Origin of the sequence: Rubrivirga sp., from assembly GCF_049648075.1 — a bacterium.
Classification (GTDB): domain Bacteria; phylum Bacteroidota; class Rhodothermia; order Rhodothermales; family Rubricoccaceae; genus Rubrivirga.
In genome coordinates, this window is record NZ_JBARYR010000655.1 from 1 (window position 1) to 5749 (window position 5749).

The following is a 5749-nucleotide window of genomic DNA, read 5'->3' on the forward strand; positions in this document are numbered from 1 at the left end:
CTCGAAGGCTTCGTCGAGCCAGGCGGTCCGGGCACGGAGCAGACGGTCGCCGCCGATCTCGGCCTCGAGGTCGGGGCGGGGCCGTGGCGAGCGTCGGGCCGCGTCTTCGGCGAGGCGACGCAGTACCGCCGCGACCTCGTCTCTCAAGGCGACTCCCTCGTCTTCGCCGTCGTGGACGAGGGCACAACGCAGCAGGGAGGCGTCGCCCTCGAGGTCGGCTGGCGCGAGCGGACGCGCCGAGGGCTCTACGCTCGCGTGGGCGGCGCGGCACGAACGGTCCTCGAGGCCGAGACGGACGTGCAGCGGCGGTGGGACGAGGCCTTGCCCCGAGCCTGGGGTCGTGCCCGCATCGGCGTCCGAGCGGAGGGCGTCGGCGACGGCGTGCTCGACCTCGACCTGGCCGTCGTGGCCGAGGGGTGGACGGCGTTTTGGAGCCGCCGCGTCGAGCCGGTCACGGGCGCCCTCGTGCTCCCCGACCCGACCTCGAGGCTGGGCATCGAGATCCCCGGTCGCGCGGTCTTGGGTCTCGAGGCGACGGCCACGTTCAGCGCGCGCGCCTCGCTGTTCCTGCGCTACGACAACGCGCTCGCCGGCCGCGTCTACTCGGGCGCGCTCGTCACCCAGGGCGAGCCGCTGTCACCTCCCACGGTGCGCTTCGGCGTGTTCTGGGCGCTGCTGAACTAAGGCACCCGGACTCGCTCCGGCGCCCCGCCGCGTACCGACCTCGAGGTCGAGTCCGCTCTGCTCTCGCCCTCGAGGACACCCAAGGTTGCGGCCCCTCCAGCGTCCTCTAGGCCGCCAGATCGAGTCCCACCTCCCCTCGTGAGGAGGGGGACAGGGGGTGGTTCTGCGTACCGACCTCGAGGGCGTGCGGTAGGTATGAGCAAGTACGTCCTCGAGGGCGCCATCGACCTCGAGGATGCGCTGTCACGCCGTCTTGTCAACGATCGACCAGCCGTACTCCAAGAGCGGACGCAAGGCCTCGGCCGTCTCGACGATCGTGTCCGTGAAGTCCGGCGTCTTGACGGCGTCGTTGGGCACGCTCTCGCGGAACGCGACGAAGCCGCCCTTCCACTGGAGGTACTCCGCGGCGGGGCTGTCGCGGTGGTCGTTGAACCCGCGCGGCATCCGGGTCAGCTTGCTGCCTTGCGTCTCCAACTCAAGGCCGGCCTTCTCGACGTCCTCGATGACCTTGAGGAACCGGTCGGGGTTGGAGACCAACCGCTCGCGCCAGTGGCGGAGGAAGTCCTTGTCCGGCCGCCAGAAGCCACCGCCTATCCGCGTCTTGCCGGGCTCGACGTGGACGTAGAGCGCACCGGGGCTCGCCTTGCTGTCGCCGCGGTGAAGCGTCAAGGCGACGTGCGTCTTGTAGGGCGCCTTGTTCTTGGAGAACCGGGTGTCGCGGTAGATGCGGAAGACGGCCCGCTTGGGGTCGGCCGAGAGTGGAATCCCACGGGCTGGAAGCTGGCGGCTCAAGTCCGCGGCGAGCATCCGCATTGGTTCGAGGATCTCGTCGTCGTAGACGGCCTTGCGGGGCTTAAACCAGTCGCGGTCGTTGTTCTTGCGGAGCTCGGCCAAGAACGACATGGCCTCGTCGGTGAGACCAGGGAAAGGAGGGAGAACGTCGGAGGGCAGAGTGGTCACAGGCGTTTGCACGGTTCAATGTGGGTGACTGCCGAAACGGACTGAGAGCGGGATTGTGCCCACCTCGCTACGGAGTCTGGACCAAAGCGTCCCGCCTGAGTGCGGCGGGGGGCGGCCGAGCGCCTCGAGACGGGCTCTTAAGGAAAAAGAGAGACGCCCGTGAGCCGGTTTGCGCGCTCACGTCGGTCCTCTAGACAACCACCCCCCAGTAGGGCTTCCTGCCCACCTCTCAACCCGCCGGACCTCTCCGACTCGTTCGGCACCGCACTCACCCCGCCATGCTCCGTCTCCTTTTCCTCGCCGCCCTCGCCCTATCGATCTCCGCCTGTGACTCGTCCGAGGTCATGATGGAAGACCCCGGAGTCCCGGACCCGTCGTTCCAAGTCCCGACCATACCACAGGCCTTTGCGGACGGCACACCGGGCCTTCAGTTCGCCGCTGTTCCCGACGCTGACATTGAGCTCTCCTCCGTCGTGATCCGGAACCCCCTCGGTGATCAGGTGACGTTTAACGCTGGAAACCAACTGGTGCTGGCCGGAACCCGGATCGCTCTGCAAGAGCCGGACTTCGTCTTCTTCCGCGTAAGTGGGGAGTGGACCTTCTCGTTCACAGGGATCAAAGAGAGCGGGGCCGGAGAGCGCTTCTCCGTCGCCACGACGGTCCCCGTCTCTGCGAGGACCAGGAACTAGACGCGTCCATCTAGCAGGTCCGGCGAGCGCTCCAATCTCTTGGAGCGCTCGTCGTCCGTCTAGGCGGATAGCGACCGAGCAGCGAGTGCGGCCAGAAACGCCGTCCCCGTCCGCATCGCCCCCTCGTCGACCGTCATCCGCGGCGTGTGCAACCCGTGCGTGATCCCCTCGGCCTCGTTGCGGACGCCGAGTACCGAAAAGCTCGACGGCACCCTCTGGGCGTAAAACGCGAAGTCCTCCGAGGCGTACCACATCGGCAAGTCCACGACGCGGTCCTCGCCCACGACCTCGACGGCGACCTCCCGTGCAAACGAGGCCGCGGCGGGGTCGTTGACCAGCGCCGGGTAGCCCTCGAGGACGTCCACGTCGCACGTCGCGCCGAACGCCTCCGCCGTCCTCGATGCGGTCCGCTCGATCAGCTCCCACGCCCGGCGCCGCCAGCCCTCGTCCATCGACCGGAGCGTCCCCTCGAGGACGACGCGGTCCGGCAGGATGTTGGTCGCGCCATCGGCCACGACTTTGCCGAACGACAGGAGGGACGGGACGCCCGGCGGCCGGTTGCGCGAGATCACCGATTGCAGGGCCGTCAAGACGTGGGCCTGCACCAGCACGGCGTCCACGAGTTGGTGAGGCGCGGCGGCGTGCCCGCCCGTCCCGTTGATCGTGAGCGTGATCTCGTCCGCGCTCGCCATGAACGCCCCACCGCGCACGCCGATGGTGCCGGCCTCGAGGTCGGGGAAGACGTGCTGGCCGAACATCTGCTCGACCGGCCCATGGCCGTCCACGTCCCCCAAGACGCCGTCCTCGATCATGACGCGGGCGCCGCCCGGCGCCTTCTCCTCGCTCGGCTGGAACACTAGGCGGACGGTGCCCCCAAGCTCGTCGCGGACCGCGTGCAAGACGTGCGCGGCGCCCAGCAGCATGGCCGTGTGGGCGTCGTGGCCGCACGCGTGCATCTGCCCGTCGGTCTCGGACGCGAACTCGAGGCCGGTCGCCTCCATAATGGGGAGGGCGTCGATGTCGGCACGGAGCGCGATCGTCGGGCCGGGCTGCCCGCCCTCGATGTGGGCCACGACGCCCGTCTTGGCGACGCGGGCGACCTCGAGGCCGAGGTCCCCGAGCGTCTGGGCGATGAACGCGGCCGTCTCGTGCTCTTGGAACGCGAGCTCGGGGCGGCGGTGGATCGCACGGCGCCACCGGACGACGTTGGGAAACTGGTCGTCAGCGAGCGAGAGGAGGCGGTCGGTCACGATCATCAGGGGTGAGGGCGAGGCCTACGCCCCGCGGCTGGGACCCTTCCCGGCACAAACTCTTTAGAGCTGGAACCGCTTCCACTTCCCTGCCCATGCGCTACTGCTTCTTCCTTGCCGCCCTCGTCGCGGCTCCCACGGTCTTCGCCCAGACGGCCACCGACCTCGACCTCGAGGCGCCTGACGGGACGACCGTCGCGATCGACCGAGATGATTTCGGCGTTCCTCACATCACCGCCGACACCGAGTCTGCCGTCTTCTTTGGACAGGGATTCGCGACGGCCCAGGACCGCCTGTTCCAGCTCGAGACCTTCTGGCGCGCCGCGACCGGTCGGCTGGCCGAGCTCCAGGGGCCAAACCTCATCGGCCAGGACCAGGCTGTTCGGACGGTGTTCTACACGCCTGACGAGCGAGCGGACCAGTTCGACGACCTCTCGCCTCGGCTCCAGACCATGATCTCGAGCTACGTCGACGGGATCAACGCGTACATCGACTCGACGTCCGCGAACCCGACGGCCTATCTCCCCGGCGAGTACGCTGCTGCAGGCTTCCAGCCCGAGCCCTACTCCGTCGACAAGGCGATGGCCGTGATGCAGTTCTTTATCCGCCGGTTCGGCGAGATCGGCGGCCAAGAGCTGGCGCGACTCGCCGAGTTGCAGGCCGAAGGCTCGGAGTGGTTCAACGAGAACCGCCCCGTCAACGACCCTGCTGCCTCGGTGACCATCGAGGCCTCGAGCCAAGCGGCGCCTCCGTTCGGCACGACCTACGCCGGTCCGCCTGTCGACCCGGCCATCGCCCTCGAGGTCGAGGCTCGTCGGGACGCCGTTACTCAGACGCTCATTGAGAACGGGGTCCCGCACAAGTTCGGCTCGTTTGCTGCCGTGATCTCGCAGGCGATGTCGGAGACGGGGAACGTGTTGTTGCTCGGGGCGCCCCAGATGGGCGCGCCGTCGGTCGACGCGAAGGCGGTCACGGCCGAGTACGAGCTGCTCGTCGGGTCTCCTGACGGCGACGGGCTCCACGTGGCCGGCATGAGCGTGCCGGGGATTCCGGGCGTCATCATCGGCCGGACGCGCGGTCGGGCCTGGACCTTCACGACCGGTGTCACCGACAACACGGACACCTACACGTTGACGCTCGGCCCTCCCACTGACCAGGGCGTTCCGACGTATCTCTACGACGGCGAGTTCAAGACGGCCCAAGCGGTCACCTCGACGATCAACGTGGGCGGTGGCGACCCCGTGACGTACACGAGCTTCCGTACCGAGGAGCACGGCCCGGTCTACTCCATCGACGCCGAGAACGGGCGCGCCTACGCCTATAAGTACGCGTTCTGGAACCGCGAACTCGTGATGGCCGAGGCGCTTCTGGACGCGTGGGACGCCGAGTCCATCGAGACCTTCCAAGACGCGGCGGCGCGCATCCCCGTCTCGTTCAACATGTTCTACGCCGACCAGGACCAGAACATCGCGTTCTGGCACGTGGGACAATACCCCATCCGCCCCGGCGATGCCGACCCGCGCCTGCCGCTTCAAGGGGACGGCTCGCAAGAGTGGCTCGGCCTGACCGAGTTCGCCCAACAGCCGCAGTCGGTCAACCCGTCGCAGGGGTACTTCGCGAACTGGAATAACAAGCCGGTCGCGTGGTGGAACCAGGGCGACAACGTCTCCTGGACGGACACGCCACCGGACGGCCGCCTCCGCGTCTTTGATGGCGTCGACTTCCTGAAGGAGCACCTCGAGGCCGCGGGCCAAGTCTCGTTCGAGGAGATCCAGGAGTTGACGCGCGTCATACGGACGAACCCGGACTATCCCGAGTACCCGGCGACGTACCAGCAGGTCATCGAGTTTAGCCCGAACGGGAGCTACGCCGAGAACGTGATCCCGCCGGGGCAGAGCGGGTTCATCGACGTGACCGGCACTCCGAGCGACAACTTTGCCGACCAGTGGGCGCTGTACCAGTCGTCGGCGGGGGAGGGCGAGATCGAGATGAAGCCGTTCACCTTCCTCGGTGCCCGCGCCGTCGCTCAAGACGCGGCGCCCGACCTCGAGGTCGGGTTGGGATCGCCTTACCCGAACCCGGCCGCGAGCGCGGTCACGCTCCCCATCCAGCTCGCCGGCCCGGTCGACCTCGAGGTCGCCGTGTTTGACGCGCTCGGCCGCCGCG

General features: G+C 68.3%; 5 protein-coding genes. 3 read left to right on the top strand and 2 right to left on the bottom strand.

Features of this window, described 5'->3' with window-relative positions; genetic code table 11:
• Nucleotides 1-684, top strand: a 684-nt coding sequence (locus WBA11_RS17645; RefSeq protein WP_424521953.1) for a hypothetical protein, incomplete at its 5' end; no start/stop codon positions are given.
• 243 nt (nt 685-927) lie between these two features.
• On the opposite strand, the gene WBA11_RS17650 is transcribed toward WBA11_RS17645, so the two are convergent.
• Nucleotides 928-1587 (bottom strand): DUF2461 domain-containing protein, encoded by a 660-nt coding sequence (locus WBA11_RS17650; RefSeq protein ID WP_424521954.1) that lies wholly within the window; start codon nt 1585-1587, stop codon nt 928-930.
• 335 nt (nt 1588-1922) lie between these two features.
• On the opposite strand from WBA11_RS17650, the gene WBA11_RS17655 reads away from it, so the two are divergent.
• Nucleotides 1923-2333 carry a hypothetical protein gene (locus WBA11_RS17655; protein ID WP_424521955.1) on the top strand — a complete coding sequence of 137 codons (411 nt, stop codon included), beginning with the start codon at nt 1923-1925 and terminating at the stop codon, nt 2331-2333.
• A 59-nt stretch (nt 2334-2392) separates the two neighbouring features.
• Here the strand turns inward: WBA11_RS17655 and WBA11_RS17660 are convergent, their stop codons facing one another.
• Nucleotides 2393-3589, bottom strand: a complete 1197-nt coding sequence (locus tag WBA11_RS17660; protein ID WP_424521956.1) for a M20 metallopeptidase family protein — start codon at nt 3587-3589, stop codon at nt 2393-2395.
• Between the two features lie 89 nt (nt 3590-3678).
• Here WBA11_RS17660 and WBA11_RS17665 point away from each other — a divergent pair.
• Nucleotides 3679-5749, top strand: a 2071-nt coding sequence (locus WBA11_RS17665) for a penicillin acylase family protein (protein ID WP_424521957.1), incomplete at its 3' end; no start/stop codon positions are given.